The organism is Syntrophus aciditrophicus SB, assembly GCF_000013405.1.
Taxonomy (GTDB): Bacteria; Desulfobacterota; Syntrophia; order Syntrophales; family Syntrophaceae; genus Syntrophus; species Syntrophus aciditrophicus.
The window spans coordinates 227538-248378 of the sequence record NC_007759.1 but is presented as its reverse complement, the minus strand read 5'-3'; the positions used below and the strand labels follow the sequence as shown (position 1 = coordinate 248378).

The following is a 20841-nucleotide window of genomic DNA, read 5'->3' as shown; positions in this document are numbered from 1 at the left end:
AATGATGTTTGTTATTAAAGTCGCTTAAAAACTGCCCTATATTGTGGTAAAATACAAAAAAATCTAAAGAGGTGACGACGATGAAGATGATGTTAGCTGTCTATTCGGAGATAGTGGACGATGATGTTATGTCAGCCTTAACGGTAGCGGATATCAGAAAATATACCAAGATGGAAAGAGTCATCGGAAGAAGTCCGGAAACGGATGAACAGGCTAAACTCGGGACCCTTTACTGGCCGGAAAGATACATCTTGTTGATGATCGCCGCTCAGGACGAGGAAGTTGCAAAAATTACAGACATGTTCCGTCAGTTGAAAAAAGAGCATCCCGTAAAAGGAGGCTATCACGTGTTCATGCTTCCCATGGAACAACTGCTTTAATGCTGAAATATGATCCCCCCTTCGGAAGTCGAACGGGGGGATTTTGATGTCAGGACTATCAATCTTTTTGTTTTAACGCACATCCACATCACTTTTATGACATTCCCTGCTTATCCGGTTTCATCTTTCCTTACCGATAGAGGGATTTTTTCTTTTTCCAGCCGGCATTTTCTGATACGGACTGGAATATTTTTTTAGGGTGCTGGAGGCCTCATCATGATGGACCGTCTCAAGAACTATTTCATGACGTATTTTGAACAAAGCTTTGTCCTTCTTGTCCTGATCAGCATTGTTCTTATTTTTTATTTTCTCCCCAACAAGCTGGCCATGCTCAACTTCTTCTACATCCCCATTCTCGGAGCAGCCTACTATATCAATCATCGGGGCGCCATGCTGGGCTCCATCTTCTGTGTTTTTACCGTTATCCTCTTTGCCTGGCTCTATCCCAGCAATTTTTTTGTTGAACAGACTCCGATGAACCTGGGACTTCATATCGTCATCTGGGGCGGCTTCCTCATCCTCACCGGCGTGATCGTAGGCACTCTGCGACAGAATCTGCTGAATGAAATCTCTCAGGGCGTCACATTGAAAACCGAACTGAAGGTCAGCAAGAAAAACCTGGAAAAGGTCAGCCGTGATCTTCAGGAACATACGGAGCATATGGAAGACAAAATCAAAGAGCGCACCCATCACCTGGAAAAATCCAAAGAAGCCGTGGAAGAAATGAAGGAGCGGGTTGAAGACGCTCTTTACTCCACCATGGATCCCGCGGTTGTCAAGCTTCTGATAGAAAAACGCCTTCGTACGGAAAAGCGAAACATTTCCGTCCTGTTTTCCGATCTCAAATCTTTCACGACCTTTTCTGAAGCAAGCCAGCCGGAAATCGTCGTCACGCAGCTCAACCGGTTATTTGCAGAGATGGAAACCATCCTGCTCGAATACAAAGCGCATATCGACAAATACATGGGGGACGGCATCATGGCCGAGTTTGGCGCTCCCACACATTACGACCGGCATGCTCTGATGGCTGTCATGGCCGCCATGAAAATGCAGAATTGGGTCCGGAGCAGCGATTTCCCATTAAAAATGCGGATCGGAATCGCCACGGGCGAGGCCATTGTCGGACTGATCGGACAAAAGCGGCAGTCTTATACCGCCCTGGGCGACGTCGTGAACCTGGCCAGCCGGATCGAACAGCGATGCACGGAAGGGCTGGTCACCATCGATGAGACCACCTATGAAGCGGTCAATCGCTATGTGGCCGCCAAACCGTTGATTGCCCAGCAGGCCGATACATCCGACCCCGGATTGAGCAAGCAAATCGAAGAATGCGCCATCCGGCTGAATACCAACGAAAACGATCCGGAACTGCTGACGGAGATGGGATTGCTCCTGATGGCATGCGATCATATTGAAGACGCTCATGCCTACATCAGCCGCGCCCTTCACATCGCACCGGACAACAAACGGATAAAAATCGCCTTCGCGGAAAGCTCGATGAAAATGGAAAAGTCACAAGCTCTTAAGATAAAGGGGAAGCGGCGATTGATCCGCCTTTACGAAGTGACAGGCATGCTGGATCCCCTGGAGGATCTGGAAACCCTGCCGCCGCATATCCCGGAGACATACCGCAGGATTGTCGACAGCCTGGTTGAGTTCCCAAGTTATGCCATTGACTCCGTCGAGGCCATCGACGGCAGTGTCGGTCATGCCCGGGTCGTGGGGCTTTTGTCCTATGCCCTGGCCGATATGCTGGACCTTCCTGACAAGGAGAAGAAGGATATTCTCCTGGGCGGGTATTTCTGCGATGTCGGGAAAACGATCGTACCCCAGCACATTTTGAACCGCAGAGAGAGCCTGTCGGAAAAAGAATTCGAAGAAATGACCAAGCACAGCAGAGAAAGTGCCCGGATTCTGAAAAAAATCGGCTATGATAATGAAGCGCTTTTTGATATCGTTGCGGCCCATCATGAACGGTACAACGGCTCCGGCTATCCTTCCGGACTTTCCGGAGAGAATATTCCTCTGGGGGCCCGGATTGTTGCCGTTGCAGACAGTTACGACGCCCTTACCTCCTGGCGGCCGTATCGCAGCAGTTGGAACTATCAGGCCGCGTATTCGGAAGTGCGAAAAATGACGGAACTGGGGGCATATGATCCCCGGATTGTGGACTGTCTTGGACAGCTCCTGAGATTGTAACAAAAGAGAAGCAGAGAAAATATAAACCCTGGTGGATATTGAGGAAGAGGGGTGAAAATCCCCCGCTGCCCCGCAGCCGTGAAGGGAACGAACGCCAAACGAATACCGGGTTGCATTCAAAGGGATAACAAGGCGGCAAAGAGGAGGCGACTCAGGCGTATATAGATCATACGTCAAGGAGCCCCCGACGAAGCCAGCGGAGTCACCGAAGAAAGGCAATCTGGTATGAGCCACTGTCAAAGTGCGATGGGAAGGCTGGTCAGTAGGTCGCCCGAAGCCGGAATACCGCTCCATCAGCGAAACGCGAGGGAGTTGAACCATGCAGACACTTCACTGTCTTTCACCCGCCGTTTTGTCAGAAGGTAAACTCGTCTTCTCCTGAATTAACTCTTTTAATCGGCGCTTCACCCTCGTTTGTCCGCGGAAAGCAGAAATCCTCGGACAAAAATGCAGGGGGTGGACTCTGTTGGATGTTTTTATGGTCGAATCGGCCGTTACCCTGGCAAAAGTGATCAAAGTCAGCCTGCTGCTGTTTCTTGTTCTTCTGGCCACAGCTGCGGCTTCCCTGTTCTGCGGTCCGGCGGATACCGGCTTGCTCCAGGGATTTCGGGAGATTTTGGGAGAGCGTCCCGAGGCCGCTTTCGCATTGAAGCCGGAGGATGTGACCATCCTGTTTTCCCTGCGCCTCCCCCGAATTCTCTTTGCCGGACTGGTGGGGGCATCGCTGTCCACGGCGGGAGTGATCTTCCAGGCCCTGCTCCGAAATCCGCTGGCCGACCCCTATATTCTGGGAATATCGGGAGGATCAGCCCTGGGCGCCATTATCGGCATCTCGGCAGGAATGGCCGTTCTTCCCCTGGGCGTTCCCCTGCCGGCTTTTCTGGGGGCCGCCGTGACGGTGATCCTTGTTCTAGCGGCGGGGGGGTCCGTTAAAGGATTTTCTTCCGGGACGATGCTGCTGGCCGGCGTGATCGTGAACGCCTTTTTTTCCGCCCTCATCATGCTTGTCCTGTCCCTGAGCAGCCATGCCGATCTCCAGAAAGTCATCTTCTGGCTCATGGGAAATCTCAGCCTGGCCGAGCCAGGAGAGATCCTGCTGACCGGTCTGGTTCTCCTTGCCGGGTTTTCCATCGCCTGGCTGCACGCCCGCTCGATCAATCTGATATCGCTGGGTGAGGAAACTGCCATTCATCTGGGAGTCGCCGTGGAACGGACCCGGATGATCCTTCTCCTTTCCGGATCGCTACTGACGGCGGTGGCCGTGTCGTTCAGCGGCACGGTCGGCTTTGTGGGGCTGATCATCCCTCATATGATGAGGATGCTTCTGGGCGCCGATCACCGGCTGCTGCTTCCCGCATCTCTTCTGTTCGGCGCATCCTTTCTGATCGTGGCGGATACCCTCGCCAGGACCGCAATACCCGATATGGAGCTGCCCGTGGGCGTGGTGACCGCCCTCTGCGGTTCTCCTTATTTTCTATATCTGCTGCGCAAGGGACGGTTTCGGCCATGGTCGTTCTGAATCTTGAAAACGTCAGTTTCCGTTATGGCCAGGAAGCCGAGTGCGTGCTTCGGAACATCTCCTGCACTGTGCCGCGGGGAGAATTTCTGGGGGTGATAGGACCCAACGGATCGGGGAAAACGACACTTCTGCGGATCTGCAACGGGATTCTTTCTCCTCAACAGGGAACGGTTGCCGTCAAGGGAACGGATATCCGGCAGATCCGGCGAAACGTCCTGGCCCGGACCATTGCCTTTGTGCCCCAGGATTCGCCCGACCTGTTCCCTTTCACTGTAGAGGAAACCGTCCTCATGGGCAGGGCGCCTCACCTGGGAAAACTGCAATTCGAAGGGGAAAAAGATTTTGCCATTGCCCGGCAGGCCATGGAGGCAACAGGCACGCTTCCTCTGGCCGGCCGGCACATGACCGACCTGAGCGGCGGGGAAAAAAAACGGGTGGTGATCGCCAGGGCGCTGGCTCAGGAACCTCAGATCCTTTTTCTTGACGAATCCACAGCTTATCTGGATATGAAACACTCGAAGGCGATTTTCGATCTGCTGAAAATCATGAACAAAACCAATCATTTGACCGTTGTCGTCGTGACCCACGACATCAATACGGCTTCCCTCTACTGCGACCGGCTCCTGCTTTTAAGCCGGGGCAACATTTTCGCGGCGGGGCGTCCGGAAGACGTAGTCACTGAATCCAACATCCGGGAGGTTTATGAAACCCGGGTAACAATCGAGCGCAATCCGATCAGCGGATTGCCGAGAATCTCTTTGCTGCCTGAAAGTCTGTCAGATTCAAGGAAGCCGGTAAAAGCCGGCGCTGCCCCGCAACTGTAAGCGGTACGAAATCCACAGGATGCCACTGGTTTCTCCGGAAACCGGGAAGGCGTGGAAAGTAGGTTAAGCCGCAAGCCAGGAGACTTATCTGACGGAGAATCTAATCAAACCTGACCGAGGGGGAAAGGAGGATGCCATGAACTGCACGGAAAGTAATATCCCACCCTGAGTAAAGCCCTTTCAGCTGTGTGAATATTCCTGGAAATCTATTAAACCTGCATTCTCAACAAGGGAATCAATCAGGCTTTGATAAAATTTGGTGTGAATATTCCTGGAAATCTATTAAACCTGCATTGAAATTCAAAAGGAGTTGAAAGGAAATGAATCGTCATACTTTAACTGTTGTTTTATGGATGTTGAGTGGATGCCTGTTTTTCTGCCCGCAAGTTTACGGCCAGAGCGAACCCGACGCCGTGCCGATGGAAGAAATCGTGGTTACGGCAACAAGAAATAAGGAAGAGATCCGCCAGGTGCCGGCGAATGTCAGTATCATTACAGCGAAGGATATTGAGGAATCCGGAGCGACCAGCATCGCTGAAGTTCTGGACAGGCTTGAAAACATTCAGGTCCGAACATACTCGGGTAACCCTTCTGAGGCTCTTATCGATCTCCGGGGTTTCGGCGGCGACAATCCTCACGGCAAAACCCTTGTTCTGCTGGACGGCAAACGACTGAACAATCCGGATATGAAATCGATCAACTGGCTTCAGACATCCCTGAGCAACATCGAGAGGATCGAAGTTGTCCGGGGTGCTGGAAGCGTGCTGTACGGGGACTCCGCCGTTGCCGGGGTGATCAACATTATCACGAAAAAAGGAGAAGGAAAGCCCGAATTCTCCGCCTCGTTTATCGCGGGAAGTTACGGTCTCCATGATGAACAGGCGGGAGTTCGCGGATCGGAAGGAAAAATTTCCTATTCCCTGAACGGAGAAAATCAGGAAATTCAGGGTTACCGCGCCCGTTCGAAGTATTCGTCACGGGGAGCCGGTCTCAATCTGGGTTACGAAGGCAATGAGACATGGAATGCTTCTTTGGCCTTATCCTATAACCGATCTGACTTCGATCTGCCGGGTTCCCTGACCAAGCTCCAATATGAACAGGACCGCAGACAGATCGGCAATCCCGATGATGACAGGGAAAACACCGACTTCCATGCCAATCTCGCCTTGGAATCACACTTCGGCGACGCGGGAAGCCTACATATCCAATTGCTGTACGGGTCCAAAGAAACTGAATATAACATGAAATCTTGGTCGTCCTACTCTCTGGTTAACCTAGACTCCTACGGAATTACCCCACGATATGTCTTGGACAGAAATATTTTCAATCACAAGAATACACTGACCTTCGGCTTGGATCATTATGACGAAAAACTGGATAAAGAAGGGTTCAGTGATCGGGAACAGACGTCCAGACAGAGCACTGCCGACTTGTCGCGAAAAACTCTCGGTTTCTACGTCCGAAACGAACTGCATGTGCAGGAGGATCTGATTTTTACCCTGGGTTATCGAACGGAAAGGGCCAAAATTCAGGGAAAAGAAATCAGGACGAACGGTACGCTCGTTTTTGACGAAGAGAAAACACATGAGGGTGAAGCCTTCGAATCGGCTCTGACCTGGCTGATCGGGGAAAAATCGAAAGTGTTTGTGAAATATGCAACGGTGTTCCGCTATCCCTTTCTAGATGAACAAGCATCTTATTACGGCTACGGTTCAGATGCCTTTCTGACGGATCTTGAAATGGAAACAGGAAAGACTTACGAAGTGGGCGCGAATTTCTTCCTTCTGCGGAATCTGTCCCTTGATCTGACTCTGTACCGGATCGATATGGAAAACGAAATCGCTACGAATGCCTCCGGGAATCAAATCAATCTCGATAAAACCAGACGTGAAGGGATTGAATTGGGCGCATCGTACCTGTGGGAGAAGGTGGCCAAAGTGTATGGCCAGTTGTCGTACCGCAATTCCGAATTCCGCAGCGGACCGAATTTCGGGAAGGATGTCCCTCTGGTGCCTGAAATTTTGGGCAGCGCCGGTGTCATTCTGTATCTGCCTTACGGTCTGGAGCTGAATCCGGAGGTGAAATACATCGGCAAAAATTATCAGGGTGGGGACGACAGCAATGTACTGGAAAAGGTTGACGACTACACCGTTTATAATCTCTTCCTTTATTACAGACCGACCATCAAAAACTTGAAGCTGTCCGCCTTCGCCGGTGTGGAGAATCTTACCGACGAGAAACACGCGCTCATCTACTGGGGCGGTTATTATCCGCTGCCAGGCATAACCGTGAAGGGTGGAATATCCCTGAAGTTTTAAATTTTATTGAACTGCCATGCGAGGGTTCAGGGGGGGGGGGGGGCGGTTTCATCCTTCCGGAAGGAAACCACCCCCCCTGAACCCTGCTGCCGGAATGTAAAACCTCATGATGACCCGACATCCCATAATTAAAGTTAAAGGAGCGCTCTTTCTTCTCTTCATCCTGATGAGCCCGGCGTTCTTCTCTTCCGCTCATGCAGGCGTTCTGACGGATGAAACAGGCCGACGTGTCAATGTGCCCGCCCATCCCCGGAGAATCGTTTCCCTGGCGCCGGATATCACAGAGATCCTTTTTGCCCTTGGGCTGGAAAAAGAAATTGTCGGCGTCACCCGGTTCAGCGATTACCCGGAAGCAGCCCGGACCAGACCGAAGGTGGGCAGTTACATCAATCTCTCCCTGGAGAGAATCCTCGGATTGCATCCGGATCTGGTGATCGGGACAACCAATGGAAACCGGAAGGAAGCCGTCGACAAACTGGCGATGGCCGGAATCCCGGTTTATGTAACAAATCCGCAAAGGTTTTCTAACATTGCGGAAACCATCGTCAACATCGGCAGAATCACAGGGCGGGATGCAGCCGCCCGGAAACTGGCCGGTGAAATGAAAAGAAAGGCGGACAGGATCGTCTCACGAACCGTCGATTGCCGGAAGCCGAAAGTTTTTGTTCAGATCGATTCGAATCCCCTCATCTCCATCGGCAGAAACACCATTTACCATGAACTGATCGGCATGGCCGGGGGGATTAATATCGCGGGGCGCGCACAAGGCAAATATCCCCGGTACAGCATGGAGTCGGTCATCAAGGAACGACCGGACGTTATCCTGATTTCCTCCATGATCGGAAAGGCGTCCCGGAAAGCGGCTCTGGATTCCTGGAGCCGATGGCAGGATATCCCTGCCGTTCGGAATCGGCGGATTTACTTCATCGACTCCGATCTGACGGATCGCTTCTCTCCCCGAATTGTCCATGGACTGGAAAAAATCGCTGAAATCCTGCATCCGGAATGCGTGCGTCTGGAAAAGACCGGCAGAGGGAAGTCCCGTTAAAGCGATGCGACGGTATCGATAATGGACAGGATCCAATGATCAGCAGTTCACCGCACCTTATGGAACATGAAAGATCACCCATTCCCCGAAAAGAGATTTTCTTGGCGGGAATGGCGTCTCTCGTCCTGCATGCCCTGGCAATCCTGCTTGTCATCACGGCGGTCGCGATGCATTCAGTGTCGGGAAAGGCGAAAAAAGCGCCGGGATTTTCCGTATCCCTCGTCAATCTCTCCTCTCCTGTTTCCGGGAAACCGGTTCAACAACCAGGAAACCGCATCCAGGGTCTGGACTCCAGCGCATCAGAGGTGAAAAAAATACAAAAATCGAAAAGTAAATTCCTGGGAAAGCCGCCGGATGCCCCTTCTTTACTTGACACGGAGGCGGTCAGGAACAAAACGAACATCATCAGGGATGCGAAGGTCATCGCCCCCGCCGGATCGAATCCTCAATCCGATGGAAGTGTCGTTGCCCTGCAGGCCACCACGCCGGCAACCGCCGCAGGAACGGCTGCAAAATTTCAGGAAGGCGGCTCCATGTCCCCCGGATCAGCCGGTGAAAACGATGACAAACGGGAAGAATCAAGAGGAACTCTTCGCTCAGCCGCTTCCCGCTACGGCCACGCCCCTCTCCCCGTTTATCCGCACATCGCAAGGCAAAAGGGCTATGAAGGAGTGGTTCTAATATCCGTGGAAATTCTGGAAAATGGATCGCCAGGTCAACTTCTGGTAAAAAAATCCTCGGGATATGCCATCCTCGATCAGGCGGCACTCAACGCAGTCAAAAAATGGAAATTTTACCCGGCGATCAAAAACAATGTTCGCATCCGCACCTGGGGTGATGTCCCGATCCGGTTTGTCCTTCAGGGCTCAAAGTAAAGTTTGTGCCCCCGGCAAGCAATTCAAGGAAGAGGAGCACATCGACTTCGGGTAATCCGGTATTTCCCTTGACTCTCAGACCGGATACGGCTATAAGGGGCACCCGCAGACAGGCAGTCCAAATGCCTGGATTCCAAAACTCCTCCTGTTCCAGACGGGCACGCTGAAACATAAAGGCAATCATGGACGGACGACTCAAGGGAAAAAAGACTTCAACCTTTTTCAAATCCTACGGATTCACCCTGCTTCTGATCCTTTCCATCCTGGTCGGCTCCGGACTGGGCATCCTGCTTAAAAAGGATGCCGCCCTTCTCAAACCCCTGGGTGATATCTTCCTCAATCTTCTCTTCACAGCCCTTGTTCCCCTCGTATTTTTCTCCATTGCCTCAGCTGTGGCGGGAATGTCCAACGGGCGGCGGCTGGGTAAAATTCTGTCCGCCATGCTGGCAGTCTTTATCCTGACCGGGACAGCAGCCTCGGTGCTTATGGTTATCGGGGTTTCAATTTATCCGCCGGCAACGGGAGTTCATATCGAGTTGCAATCGGCCGGAGACATTCAACAACTGAAAACGTCGGAGCAGATTGTCAAAGCATTTACCGCGAATGATTTTAATGAGATCCTGTCAAAAAAGAACATGCTGGCCCTCATTCTTTTCTCCATTCTGGTCGGGCTGGCCACCTCCAGCTTGAAGGAAAGAGGACGGGCATTTGCCGATTTTCTGACCTCGGCAAGCGACGTGATGATGAAAGTGATTTCTTTTATCATGTATTACGCGCCTGTCGGATTATGCGCCTACTTCGCTTATCTTACGGGCGTTTTCGGACCGGATCTCCTGGGATCCTATTTCCGGGCCATGAGCCTTTATTACCCCCTGACGATTTTCTACTTTTTCACCGGATTCACGATTTACGCCTATCTCGCCGGAAAAGGACGGGGGGTGCGGACTTTCTGGAAAAACATCATCCCACCTGCCCTGACCGCTCTTGCCACAGGGAGCAGCGTCGCCACCATCCCCTCCAATCTGGAAGCGGCCAACAGAAGCGGCGTCCCGAAAGACATCAGCGAACTGATCATTCCCATCGGCGCGACTATCCACATGGATGGCTCCTGTCTGGCCGCGGTCCTGAAGATCGCCTTTCTCTTCGGCATCTTTCAAATGGATTTTTCCGGGCCGGGAACGCTTCTGACCGCAGTCGGCATTGCCCTGCTGAGCGGGACCGTGATGAGTGGAATCCCCGGCGGCGGCTTCATCGGTGAACTGCTGATTATCTCTCTCTACGGCTTTCCCCTGGAGGCCTTTCCTATTATCTCCATGATCGGCGTCCTGGTCGATCCACCGGCAACCATGGTCAACGCCACCGGCGACAATGTGTGCAGCATGATCGCAGCCCGGATTCTGGGCGGGAAAAACTGGATGAAAGGCATTGATATTTAAGTCTTTTATATCTCTTGACAATGAAGATTGACTTACCTATAGTCCGCCCGTGCCTGACACATTATCATAATGATTAAGCCCGGTTTGAATGTAAATCGGTTTTTTTAACAGTCCCATGAACTCTTTTCAGGAGGATGCTCCCTTATGCCGAAACGCAACGATATCAAAAAAATCATGATCATTGGTTCCGGGCCCATTGTCATCGGCCAGGCCTGTGAATTTGATTATTCCGGCACCCAGGCCTGCAAGGCCCTGCGGAAGCTTGGTTACGAAATTATCCTGGTCAACTCTAATCCGGCGACCATCATGACGGATCCCGGAACGGCTGATGTCACTTACATCGAGCCACTGAATGTCCAGTCCATGATTGAAATCATTGAAAACGAAAAACCCGACGCCATCCTCCCCAATCTGGGAGGACAGACAGGCTTGAACCTGACGGCGGAGCTGGCGAAACTGGGCATCCTGGAAAAATACGGGGTAAAGGTTATCGGGGTGCAGGTAGACGCCATAGAGCGCGGCGAGGATCGGATCGCTTTCAAGGAAACCATGACACGCCTGGGAATCGACATGCCGAAAAGCGAACCTGCCTATACCGTGGAGGAAGCGGAGAAAATCGCCTCAAAACTCGGCTACCCGGTGGTTGTTCGCCCGGCCTATACCATGGGTGGCACGGGCGGCGGTCTGGTTTATAATCTGGAGGAACTCCGGGCTGTTGCCAGTCGCGGGATTTCGGCAAGCCGCGTCGGACAGATCCTGATTGAAGAATCCGTCCTCGGCTGGGAGGAGTTGGAACTGGAAGTGGTCCGCGACGAAAAAAACCAGATGATCACTGTCTGCTTCATCGAAAATGTCGATGCCATGGGCGTCCATACCGGAGATTCCTACTGCACTGCGCCCATGCTGACCATCTCCCCGGAATTGCAGGAGCGTTTACAGAAATATTCCTACGCCATTGTCGAGGCCATTCAGGTCATCGGCGGGACCAATATTCAGTTTGCCCACAATCCGGAAACAGGGCGGGTTGTCATCATCGAGATCAATCCCCGCACCTCCCGGTCCTCCGCCCTCGCCTCGAAGGCCACGGGTTTCCCCATTGCCCTGGTCTCTTCCATGCTCGCGGGTGGGCTGACCCTTGACGAGATTCCTTACTGGCGGGAAGGAACCCTGGACAAGTACACCCCCTGGGGAGACTATGTTGTCATCAAGTTCGCCCGGTGGGATTTCGAAAAGTTCCCCGGCGCGCAGGACAAGCTCGGCACGCAGATGCGGGCCGTGGGTGAAGTGATGAGCATCGGCAAGAACTACAAGGAGGCCTTCCAGAAAGCGATCCGCTCACTGGAAAAGGGGCGCTACGGTCTTGGATTCGTGAAGGACTTCAACAGCAGAAGTCTCGATGACCTGCTGGAGCGTCTATCGGAACCTTCCAGTGAACGGCAGTTCCTCATGTACGAAGCGATCCGCAAGGGCGCCGACCTCGATCTGCTTCACAAGAAAACTCACATCAAAAGCTGGTTTCTCGAACAGATGAAGGAACTGGTTGATCTCGAAGAAAAAATTCTTTCCTTCAGGGGGAAAGCTCTGCCTGATGAACTACTTGTGAAGGCAAAGAAAGACGGTTTTGCCGACCGCTATCTCGCCCAGATCCTCGGCGTCCCGGAAGCAGATATCCGGAAGCAGCGAACCGCCCTGGGCGTAATCGAAGCCTGGGAGCCGGTACCCGTCAGCGGAGTGGAAAACGCAGCCTACTATTACTCCACATACAACGCCCCCGACAAGGTGACAGTCAGTGACCGGAAAAAGATCATGGTTCTGGGCGGCGGACCCAACCGGATCGGCCAGGGCATCGAATTCGATTACTGCTGCGTTCACGCGGCCTTTGCCATTCGGGATGAAGGCTATGAGTCCATCATGGTCAACTGCAATCCCGAAACGGTTTCTACGGATTACGACACCTCCAACAAACTCTATTTCGAACCGCTGACCGTGGAGGACGTCCTGAGCATCTATGAAAAGGAAAAACCCGAAGGCGTGATCGCCCAGTTCGGAGGTCAGACGCCTCTGAATATCGCCGGCGAACTGGAAAAAGCGGGGGTCCGGATCATCGGGACTTCTCCGGAAACCATCGATCTGGCCGAGGACCGGGACCGCTTCCGCAAGATGATGCGCAAATTGGGAATCCCCATGCCGGAATCTGGAATGGCCATCAATCTGCAGGAAGCCCTGGATGTCGCCAAACGGATCGGTTACCCTCTTATGGTTCGTCCTTCCTATGTTCTGGGAGGAAGGGGCATGGAAGTCGTTCATGATGAGGAGATGCTGAAACGCTACGTGGCTGCCGCGGTCGGGGTCACCCCGGAACGGCCCATTCTTATCGACAAATTTCTGGAAAACGCCATCGAGGCGGAGGCCGACGCCATATCCGACGGGACCGACGCCTTCGTCCCGGCCGTCATGGAGCATATCGAACTGGCGGGCATCCATTCCGGCGACTCCGCCTGCGTCATTCCACCGATCAGTATCGCTCCCAGGCATCTCGAAACGATCAACGAGTATACCAGGACCATCGCCATCGAGTTCGGAGTGGTGGGCCTGATGAACATCCAGTACGCCATCGCCGACGATGTGGTTTACATCCTGGAAGCCAATCCCAGGGCCTCGCGGACCGTACCTCTGGTTTCCAAGATCTGCAACATCTCCATGGCCCGGATTGCCACCCAGGTCATGCTGGGGAAGAAACTCTCGGAGCTCAATCTTTCCACACGCGCGATCCCCCACTTCGGCGTCAAGGAAGCGGTATTCCCCTTCAATATGTTCCAGGAAGTCGACCCGGTACTGGGTCCGGAGATGCGCTCTACCGGAGAAGTCCTCGGTCTGGCCAACTCCTTCGGTCTCGCCTTTTACAAGGCGGAGGAAGCGGCCCAACAGGTTCTGCCCGCCGAGGGAACAGTCCTGATCACGGTGGAACAGAAGGACAAGGGCGGAATTCTCAGCGCGGCCAAGAAGTTTCAGGATCTGGGTTTCCGGATCATGGCCACCCGGGGCACCCAGCGGTATCTTGCGGACCACGGCATCGACGCCCAGATGATCCTGAAGATGCATGAGGGACGTCCCAATATCGTCGACAGCATCAAAAACGGGGAGATTCAGCTTATCATCAACTCGCCGAGCGGCAGAACCAGCGCTTACGACGATTCCTACATCCGCAAGTCGGCGATCAAATTCAGGGTGCCCTATATCACGACCATCGCGGCGGCAGACGCGGCAGTCAAGGGAATCGCCGCGTTCCGTCAGGGTCATGGGCGGGCGAAGTCTCTGCAGAGCTACCACAGAGACATCAAGTGACCTTTGGACATTCTTACTGATGGACAAAGAAAGAGAAGAAAGGAAAAAACAGGACGAGCCCCTCGAAGAATCCGACAGCGGTTCAGCGCCCCGTCTTTACGCCGCCTTAAAGAAGGCCGAACAGAAGATTGCGCGGTTCAAGGAATCCGAACAGAAGCTCAAAAATTCTCAGAAGATTCTTGTAGAGCTGACCGACCAGCTCAAGGAACGCGTCAAGGAACTGAACTGCCTTTATAAGATTTCCAGCATTGTGGAAAAACAGGGTCTGACACTTGAAGAAGTTCTGCAGCAGACCGTGGATGTTATTCCCATGGCCTGGCAGTATCCGGAGATTGCCTGCAGCCGGATCGTGCTGGGCAATATGGAATTCAAAAGCGCTTCTTTCACGGAGACGATATGGAGGCAGTCGCAGCGGATCGTTCTTCATGGCAAGAAGGCCGGTTTTCTTGACGTTTTCTACAGTGCGGAAAAACCTCAGAGGGATGAAGGTCCGTTTCTGAAGGAAGAGCGAAGTCTGATCAAGGTCATCGCGGAACGAATCGGAGAGATTGTCGTCCGGAAGCGGGCCGAGGAAGCCCTTCAGGAAAGTGAATCCAAAAACAGAGCGCTTCTTGACGCCATCCCGGATTTGATGTTTCAGGTCAACGAAAAGGGTGAACTGATCGGCTTTCACGAAGGTCAGTTCGATATATCCCGATTTATCCCCCCGCGGCTTCTTGGCCGAAACCTTTACGACATCGTGGAACTGCATAAGGTTCTGTCACGTCGAATGATCGATCAGATTATGGCCAATGTGCGGTATACCCTGGAAACAGGGGGTGTGCAGATCTTTGAACAGAACATTCCCTTTCGCGAGGGAAGAAAGGATCTTGAAATCCGCATGGTTCCCTATTCCCACAACAACGTTCTCGCGATTGTCCGGGATATCACCTGGAGGAAGCGCCAGGAAAGGGAGATCCTGGAAATCAGTGGAAGGGAGCAGAGGCGAATCGGCAGGGATCTGCATGACAGTCTGTGTCAGCATCTGGCCGGCATCGGCTTCATGGGCAAGGTCCTCGAGAGAAAAATCGCCGGGCACCAGCCACTGGAACCTGCCGATGTATCTGAAATTGTGGAGCTGATCGACCAGGCCATCACGATGACGAGAGAATTTGCCCGCGGCCTGAATCCCGTCCGCCTGGAAGCAGACGGACTCATGATGGCCCTTTCTTCATTGGCGGCCAACATGGAAAAACTTTTCGGAATTTCCTGTACTTTCTCTTATGCGGACCCGATCCTGATCAGTGATCAGGCGGTAGCCACGCACATATATCGAATCGTGCAGGAGGCTTTGAACAACGCCATCAAACATGGAAAAGCAGACAGTGTGGCAATTGCGCTCCGCCAGCGGGAGGATGTCGTGATTCTTACAGTTCAGGACAACGGCTGCGGTATCAGCAACGCCGTCACTCAGGGAAGAGGCATGGGTTTGCATATCATGCAGTACCGCGCCTCGATGATCGGAGCGACCCTGAACATCACGAAAGACGAAACGGGAGGAACGCTTGTATCCTGTTCCTTTCAGAATCGGAACGACGCCTGATCACGGTTTTTTTCAAATACGGACAGACGGGCCTATAGTTTTTTTCCACAGGAGAAGGGGGCAGAGATGACGAAAAAAAGAGTGATGATAGTCGATGACCATCCCATCCTCCGTAAGGGACTATCCATGCTCATTAATCAGGAGCCGGATCTGACGGTCGTTGCTGAAGCCGACACGGCCCAGCGGGCCCTGGAAATGATCGACTCACACAAGCCCGACATGCTGATCGTCGATATTTCTCTGCCTGGAATTGACGGCATTGAATTGATCAAAATGGTCAAGCTGAATAACCGGGATCTCCCGTCGCTCGTGGTCTCTATGCATGACGAATCGCTCTTTGCCGAGCGTGCGCTCCGAGCGGGGGCCAGGGGATATATCATGAAGCAGGAGGCCCTGGATAAGATCCTGGTAGCCATCCGCCGGGTTCTGGCCAGGGAAATCTTTGTCAGCGATAAAATCGCCACCTGTATGCTGGAAAAGCTGGTCTCCAGCGATGACAAGGCTGTAAGCTCCCCCATCGGTCTTTTGAGCAACCGGGAACTGACGGTTTTCCGGATGATCGGTCAGGGCTACAAAACCAGTCAGATCGCGGAGAAGCTTCATCTCAGCATCAAAACCATCGAATCCTACCGGGCACACATAAAGGAAAAGCTGAAGCTGAGTGACGGCACGGAACTTCTTAAATACGCCATCCAGTGGGTGCAGAACACACCTTAGGGAATGTCGGTAAGCTCCTGTGTTCGATATACAGCAGAATAAGAAGATTTTGAGATTTTGCTTCTGAGGGAAGGATTAATACCGAGAAATCCAGCTGGGATAGCGGCACATCAGGTTGCCGGATACCGCATCGCCCCCGCTTGGACTGCGACCTGGGGTGGTTAGTCGGACGGGCGGCCGGTCGGAACCGATTGCCCTGACTTGCGCGGGGCCGATGCGGTAAATCCAGACCTGCCGTTACCGGCAGGTCCTGTTTACTTGAATCATTGACATTGACTTCAGTTACGACGGAAACAACAGGCTGCGGCCGGTGACCATTCGGGTGATCTGGTTGGTTCCCGTGTAAATCTGGGTCAACTTGGCCTCGCGCATCATTCGCTCCACCTGGTATTCCTGCATATAACCCGACCCGCCCATAACCTGAACCGCGTCGGTCGTCACCTTCATCGCCGTATCGCTGGCAAATGTCTTGGCCATTCCACCGATCAGTGGTCCTCGTTTGTCTTTTGCATCGAGCAGTGTTGTCGCCTTCCGGACCAGGAGGCGCGCGGCTTCGACTTCAGTCGCCATATCGGCGATCATGAACTGGATCGGAGTCAGATGGGCGATGGGCTTGCCGAACTGTTCACGCTCGCGGGTGTGCTGCATGGCCCTTTCCAGAGCTCCCTGAGCAATGCCCACAGCCTGGGATGCACAGAAAACACGGTTAATGGAAAGCGCACCCATGAGATAGGCGAATCCTTTGCCTTCTTCACCGACCAGGTTTTCCGCAGGAACTTCCAGGTCCTCGAAGAAGAGTTCGGAGTTGGGGCATCCACGCATCCCCATCTTTTTTTCATTGTGGCCGTAAATCAAACCGGGAGTGCCTCTTTCCACCACAAAGGTGCTCATGCCTTTCGCGCCTTTTGACGGATCCGTATAAGCCCACACCGTGAGGATGTCAGCCACAGAACCATTGGTGATAAAACATTTCTGTCCGTTGATCACGTACTTGTCGCCCTTCTTGACTGCACGGGTTTTCATGGCCAGCAAATCCGAACCGGCTCCCGGTTCTGTGGCGGCAAAGGCGGTCATCAGCGTGGATTTTTCGCCAAACCGGGGCAGATACTTCTCCTTGAGGGCCGGGCTGCCGTCCAGGATGATGGACAGCATGCCGTCAGCCTGAGCGAGCAGCATCAGGGCGGTGGAAGCGCAAACCTTGCCGATTTCCTCAAGGACCATCGCAAAAGTCGTAATATCCATTCCTGTTCCGCCGTATTCGACAGGCACCAGCGGGCTCAGAAGCCCCAGATCCGCGAAGAGGTCCCGGGCATGCACCGGAAAAGAATGATTCTCATCTATTTCTATGGCCCTCGGCGCAATTTCCCTAACCGCCAGATTGCGCACCATTTCCATTAAAAGTTTTTGCTCTTCGGTAAGTTCGTTCATTGTATCTCTCCTTTGAGTGATTGTGGTATCATTACTTTGATTGCTCATCACGGATCTCCCTTGCAACGACAATGCGTTGAATTTGATTGGCCCCTTCAAAGATCTGGGTCAGTTTCGCATCCCGGAACATGCGCTCCACCGGATAATCATGCGTGTAGCCATATCCGCCAAAGACCTGAATCGCATCGGTGGTGATTTTCACGGCGGCATCGCCCATGAAGAACTTGGCCATGGAGGCCAATTTGGTATTTTTCTTCCCCTTGTCATACAGATCCGCCGCCTGATAGATAAGACCCCTTCCCGCCTCGATCAGAGCCGCGCTGTCGGCGATAATCTGAGTGATCATCCCGTGCTCGCACAGAGGCTTGCCAAAGGTATACCGTTCCCTCGAATAGGTCTCCATCTGCGCGAAAGCACCCTCGGAAATTCCCAGGGCCTGCGCCGCGATAGCCGGACGGGACATGTCGAAATCCTTCATGGCGAGCTTGAAGCCGTTGTTCAACTCACCCAGCAGGTTTTCCGCGGGCACGCGCACATCTTCAAGTATCACTTCGGAGGTTTGGGAACCCCTCATCCCCATTTTGTGCTCGATTTTTCCAACCGACAGTCCGGGGGTGTTTCGTTCCACCAGGAAGAAGGAATAACCCTGAACTCCCTTATCATCCTTGGTCCGGCACAGGCAGGAATAGAAAGAAGCAATCGGCCCATTTGTGGCCCAGCACTTGGTCCCGTTGATAACCCAGTCGTTGCCGTCTTTGACCGCCTTGGTCCGAATCGCCTTCACATCTGATCCGGCTCCGGGTTCCGATACCAGATACCCGGCCAGTTCACGATTGTTCACGATCCTCGGCGCGATGCGATCAAGAAGTTCCTTTCTGCCGCCATGCATGAGGGGAAAACTTCCCACGGCCTGAATGATCAGCAGCAGGGCCGTTGAAGCGCAGGCTTTCGCTATCTCTTCACACCCTATGCACAAAAGTGTCCCGGGATTAGTTTCCGATCCGCCGTATTCCGGTGGATAGGTCACGGTCATGAGCCCCAGATCCCATAAAAGATCATATATTTCCGGTTTGATAACACCCGAGTCATCGACCTCTGCGGCCAGGGGAGCAATACGATCCTTTACTGCCTTGCGTATCGCATCGATCGCGGTTTTCAGATCTTCAGTCTCCGTGTTGATGTACATTGTTTATCTCCCTCCTAATATAAATTCTTTTGTGTTTTACATTGATCCATGAATTACCAACAAACCACCCGATATTCCTACTAAAATTCCTTTTGTTTTTTATCTTTACATGCTTTGTGCCAGTTTCTTCGAGAAAAAAACCATTGCGAATGTAATCATTTGATATATATGTGATTTTTTAAAATCTATACAAAACGAAAGAGATGTGCTACTTTTCCTATAGTGTAGACCATTGAATACAAGTCTGTTTAAAAGCATGATTAAATAAGGATGTACCCCTAAGGAGACATGTTTCCAAATGAATACAATTACCCAGGCATCCGCACTCCGCAAAGCTGCCTATTGTCGGTGCGGTGTTGTTTTCTTAGACAAAACCGGCCACATCATCACATTGAACGCTGATTTTTTCGAAGAAACTCATCCGAATATCAAAAAAGGAGTTTTGCTACCGGAAAAGCTTCGCAGCCTGGGACCAGGACAGTGGACCTTCTGGGATGAGGACTGGTTTGTGCAGGCCGAGGGTCAACAGAAAACGGAAGTGGTCATATTCCGGCGAATCCGGGTGGCGGACAAGATCCTGGGGCCTTATGGAAACAATTCCATCAACGAGGAAATGGTGAGGATGGTCCTGGATAACCCCTATGAGGGGCTTTCGGTTATTGACACAAAGGGAAAGGTCACGATGTTCAGTCCGGCAAACGAAAAATGGTTCGGCCTCGAATCCGGTGGCGGGATGGGCCTTTCGCTTTCCCAGCTTGCACCGGGAACTCATCTGACCAAAGTGGCGCGAACCGGCGTCGGTGAAAGAGCCGTCGTTGATCTGCATGGAGAAACTAAAATAACGATCAACCTGCCTGTCAGGAAAGACAACAGGGTGATCGGAGCTTTTGGGAGAATCCTTTTCCAGAGTCCGGAGCAATTGGAAAAGCTGGCAGATCGAGTGCGGGCCATGGAACGGAAAGTCGAGCGCTACGAAACCCTGCTGGATGAAATGCGCAGACATCGGTTTTCGTTCGAAAACATACTCACCCAGAATCCGGACATGCAGCGCATTATCGAGCAGGCCCGCCGGATTGCGGCTTCTTCGGCAACCGTCCTGATCCTGGGCGAAAGCGGAACCGGCAAGGAGTTATTTGCCCAGGCCCTCCATGAAGCCTCACATCGACGAAAAGGACCATTCGTGGCCATCAATTGCGGCGCGATTCCCCATACACTGATCGAATCGGAATTGTTCGGTTACGAGGAAGGGGCTTTCAGCGGCGCAAGCAAAAAAGGAAAACCCGGAAAGTTCGAACTGGCATGCGACGGAACACTCTTTCTGGATGAAATCGGAGAGTTGCCCATAGACAGTCAGGCCAAGCTGCTCCGCGTCCTTGAAGAGCGCAAGATCGACCGACTGGGCGGGACGGCGCCGATTGCCGTGGACTTCCGTCTGGTGGTTGCCACAAATCGTGATCTTACCGCACTGGCCAATTCCGGCAAATTCCGCAGCGATCTCTTTTACCGCATCAACGAATTTCCCATCGAAATCCCGCCCTTGAGGCAGCGTCTGGATGATATCCCGCTCTTGGCAGAGCACTTCCTCACAAAAGCATGCCAGCAGGAGGGGCTGGCCATGCCCAAATTCTCCGAGGAAGCGATTAAAGTATTGATGTCTTATGAGTGGCCTGGAAACGTTCGTGAATTACGTAGCCTGATCCGTCAGATGGCCTGGAAATTCCAGGGCATGACCGTCGAACTCCATAATCTGCCGCAGGCATTCCATAAAGAACGGAAAGTAACGATGTCCGGAACCCTTGAAGAACAGCTGGCCCGCGCCGAACGTAACGCTATCGAAACCGCTCTGCAGACATCGAACGGTAATCGCGCGCTCGCCGCCCGCATGCTCGGAATTCACCGCACCGCTCTTTACAAAAAGATGAACCGGCTGGGTGTCGACGGCACCTTATCCGGCCATATCCCGTGATGAATTGCCGGAAAGGCA

At 52.8% G+C, this 20841-nt stretch carries 13 protein-coding genes, 1 pseudogene and 2 riboswitches; of the genes and pseudogenes, 12 read left to right on the top strand and 2 right to left on the bottom strand.

The features are described from left to right. Positions 1–80 precede the first annotated feature (80 nt). From SYN_RS01150 to SYN_RS01090, 11 genes and pseudogenes are all read left to right on the top strand, one after another. Positions 81–380, top strand: a complete 300-nt coding sequence (locus SYN_RS01150; RefSeq protein WP_041584576.1) for a PG0541 family transporter-associated protein — start codon at positions 81–83, stop codon at positions 378–380. A gap of 216 nt (positions 381–596) precedes the next feature. Then, the gene (locus tag SYN_RS14920) at positions 597–2579 is read left to right on the top strand and encodes an HD domain-containing phosphohydrolase (RefSeq protein WP_011416144.1); all 1983 of its coding nucleotides are present in this window, start codon (positions 597–599) and stop codon (positions 2577–2579) included. A gap of 42 nt (positions 2580–2621) precedes the next feature. Further along, positions 2622–2865: riboswitch (cobalamin riboswitch) on the top strand. A gap of 192 nt (positions 2866–3057) precedes the next feature. Next, entirely contained in the window at positions 3058–4098 is a 1041-nt protein-coding gene (locus tag SYN_RS01135) for a FecCD family ABC transporter permease (RefSeq protein WP_041585229.1), read from the top strand. After that, positions 4086–4535: pseudogene (locus tag SYN_RS16965) on the top strand (ABC transporter ATP-binding protein); the annotation flags it as partial. The gene SYN_RS01135 and the pseudogene SYN_RS16965, both read left to right, overlap by 13 nt. Before the next feature lie 324 nt (positions 4536–4859). Beyond that, a riboswitch (cobalamin riboswitch) is annotated at positions 4860–5029 on the top strand. 213 nt (positions 5030–5242) lie between these two features. Then, positions 5243–7240 (top strand): TonB-dependent receptor, encoded by a 1998-nt coding sequence (locus tag SYN_RS01125; RefSeq protein ID WP_011416141.1) that lies wholly within the window; start codon positions 5243–5245, stop codon positions 7238–7240. Positions 7241–7346: 106 nt separating this feature from the next. Continuing rightward, positions 7347–8288 carry an ABC transporter substrate-binding protein gene (locus SYN_RS01120; protein ID WP_011416140.1) on the top strand — a complete coding sequence of 314 codons (942 nt, stop codon included), beginning with the start codon at positions 7347–7349 and terminating at the stop codon, positions 8286–8288. Between the two features lie 110 nt (positions 8289–8398). Further along, positions 8399–9163 (top strand): energy transducer TonB, encoded by a 765-nt coding sequence (locus SYN_RS14915; protein WP_237671325.1) that lies wholly within the window; start codon positions 8399–8401, stop codon positions 9161–9163. Between the two features lie 182 nt (positions 9164–9345). After that, positions 9346–10599: a dicarboxylate/amino acid:cation symporter gene (locus SYN_RS01110; protein ID WP_011416138.1), complete on the top strand. Its 1254-nt coding sequence runs from the start codon at positions 9346–9348 to the stop codon at positions 10597–10599. 144 nt (positions 10600–10743) lie between these two features. Next, the gene (carB, locus tag SYN_RS01105) at positions 10744–13944 is read left to right on the top strand and encodes a carbamoyl-phosphate synthase large subunit (protein WP_011416137.1); all 3201 of its coding nucleotides are present in this window, start codon (positions 10744–10746) and stop codon (positions 13942–13944) included. Between the two features lie 19 nt (positions 13945–13963). Then, on the top strand, positions 13964–15526 hold the full coding sequence (locus SYN_RS14910; protein ID WP_049749863.1) for a PAS domain-containing sensor histidine kinase: 1563 nt from the start codon (positions 13964–13966) through the stop codon (positions 15524–15526). A gap of 66 nt (positions 15527–15592) precedes the next feature. Then, positions 15593–16243: a response regulator transcription factor gene (locus SYN_RS01090; protein ID WP_011416136.1), complete on the top strand. Its 651-nt coding sequence runs from the start codon at positions 15593–15595 to the stop codon at positions 16241–16243. 282 nt (positions 16244–16525) lie between these two features. Here SYN_RS01090 and SYN_RS01085 read toward each other — a convergent pair whose 3' ends face one another. Then, a complete protein-coding gene (locus tag SYN_RS01085) occupies positions 16526–17770 on the bottom strand; it encodes a cyclohex-1-ene-1-carbonyl-CoA dehydrogenase (RefSeq protein ID WP_011416135.1) in 1245 nt (414 codons plus the stop codon). Further along, a complete protein-coding gene (locus SYN_RS01080) occupies positions 17703–18857 on the bottom strand; it encodes a cyclohexane-1-carbonyl-CoA dehydrogenase (protein WP_011416134.1) in 1155 nt (384 codons plus the stop codon). Before SYN_RS01080 ends, SYN_RS01085 begins: the two co-directional genes overlap by 68 nt. A gap of 298 nt (positions 18858–19155) precedes the next feature. On the opposite strand from SYN_RS01080, the gene SYN_RS01075 reads away from it, so the two are divergent. Beyond that, on the top strand, positions 19156–20823 hold the full coding sequence (locus SYN_RS01075; protein WP_011416133.1) for a sigma-54 interaction domain-containing protein: 1668 nt from the start codon (positions 19156–19158) through the stop codon (positions 20821–20823). Positions 20824–20841 lie beyond the last annotated feature (18 nt).